General features: G+C 75.3%; 1 protein-coding gene. It reads left to right on the top strand.

What is annotated here, in order from left to right; all coding sequences use genetic code 11:
* Positions 1 to 94 precede the first annotated feature (94 nt).
* Entirely contained in the window at positions 95 to 1516 is a 1422-nt protein-coding gene (locus Q0789_RS16525; RefSeq protein ID WP_298807080.1) for an IS1380 family transposase, read from the top strand.
* Positions 1517 to 1657: the final 141 nt, after the last annotated feature.

Raw genomic sequence — 1657 nt, 5'->3', positions numbered from 1 at the left:
TGGCGGGGGTGATGTAGGCCGGGGTGCCCCGGTGACCAGGAAGGATGTCGAGTGCGACGTCCACACCCCGCCGGTTACCAGGAGCACCCCGTAGGTGAGACCTTCCCACAGCCGTCCCCGCGTGGTCTTCGACGACCCGAACCTGCTCGGCGCGGCGGGTCTGGTCCCGGCGCTGGCGTTGGCCCGGGCCGCGGGCCTGGACGCTCACCTGGCCGGACTGGGCGTCCCGATCCCGAAGGTGGCGGCGAAGATCACGTGTGTGGTCGCCGGGATGCTCGCCGGCGCCGACAGCATCGACGACCTGGACCTGCTGCGGCACGGGGCGATGTGCCGGGTCTTCACCGGGGTGGCGGCGCCCTCGACCCTGGGGACGGCGTTGCGGGCCTTCACCCACGGCCACGTCCAGCAGCTCGACCGCGCCGGCGCGGCTCTGCTAGCCGGCCTCGGCGCTCGGGTTCCCGGCCTGCTCGGCGGCGACGCCGGCGTGACGTTCCTCGACGTCGACGACACCGTCCGGACCGTGCACGGCTACGCCAAGCAGGCCGCCGGGTTCGGGTACACCCGCCAGCGGGGCCTGAACATCCAGCTCGCCACCATCAGCACACCGACCTCGGCCCCGGTGGTGGCCCGGGCGCGGCTGCGCCGCGGGTCGTGCGCCTCGGCGACCGGGGTCGGGCGGCTGCTGGCCCAGGCCCACACCACCGCGACCGCCGCCGGCGTCACCGGCTCGGTGGTGGCCCGGGCGGACTCGGCCTACTACGGGTGGGCGTTCGTGGGCACCGCCGTGCGCCGCGGCATCACCTTCAGCGTGACCGCACGCCAGGACCCGGCCGTACGCGCCGCGATCGCCTCGATCCCCGAGGACGCCTGGACCCCGATCACCTACCCCCAGGCCGTCTACGACGAGCACGAGCAGCGGTGGATCTCCGACGCGCAGGTCGCCGAGACCCCCTTCACCGCCTTCACCAGCCGCCGCAAGACCCACCACGTCCACGCCCGCCTCGTGGTCCGCCGCGTCCGACGCCTCGGCCCCGGCCCTGGCGCCGGGGCCGGGGCCGGTCAAGGAGAGCTGTTCGACGCCTGGCGCCACCACGCCTTCCTCACCAACGCCCCCCACCCCACCGGCGACGGCGGCCCGCAGCACCCGACAGCGGTCGACACCGTCGCCGCCGACGTCCGCCACCGCGCCCACGCCGTGATCGAGCAGGTCATCGCCGAGCTCAAGGACGGCGCCCTGGCGCACCTGCCATCAGGGTCCTACGCGGCCAACGCCGCCTGGGTCTCGGCCGCGGTGATGGCCTTCAACCTCGCCCGCGCCACCGCGACCGCCGCCGGACTGACCCGGGCCCGCTGGGCCACCGTGCGCACCCGCATCATCAACGTCCCCGCCCGCCTCGCCACCCGCGCCCGCCGCCAGGTCCTGCACCTACCCACCCACTGGCCCTGGGCCACCGCCTGGGCGCGCTTGTGGGACACGGTCACCGCGACCGGCCCACCAGCCCCAGCGAGGACCTGACCACCGCCCCGACGGGCCGACCGGAGACACCGCGTGGAAGAGCCGGACAGCAGCCCGGCAGCCCACCCACGCCCACCCGCCCGACGACGACTCCAGGCCCGCCACCGACCAGGCACCGCGACCTATCGGTGGATCAGGGCT

The sequence above is a fragment of the uncultured Pseudokineococcus sp. genome (assembly GCF_947499845.1).
Lineage (GTDB): Bacteria > Actinomycetota > Actinomycetes > Actinomycetales > Quadrisphaeraceae > Pseudokineococcus.
Note: the sequence above shows the minus strand (reverse complement) of the source record. Positions and strands in the feature narration are given on the sequence as shown.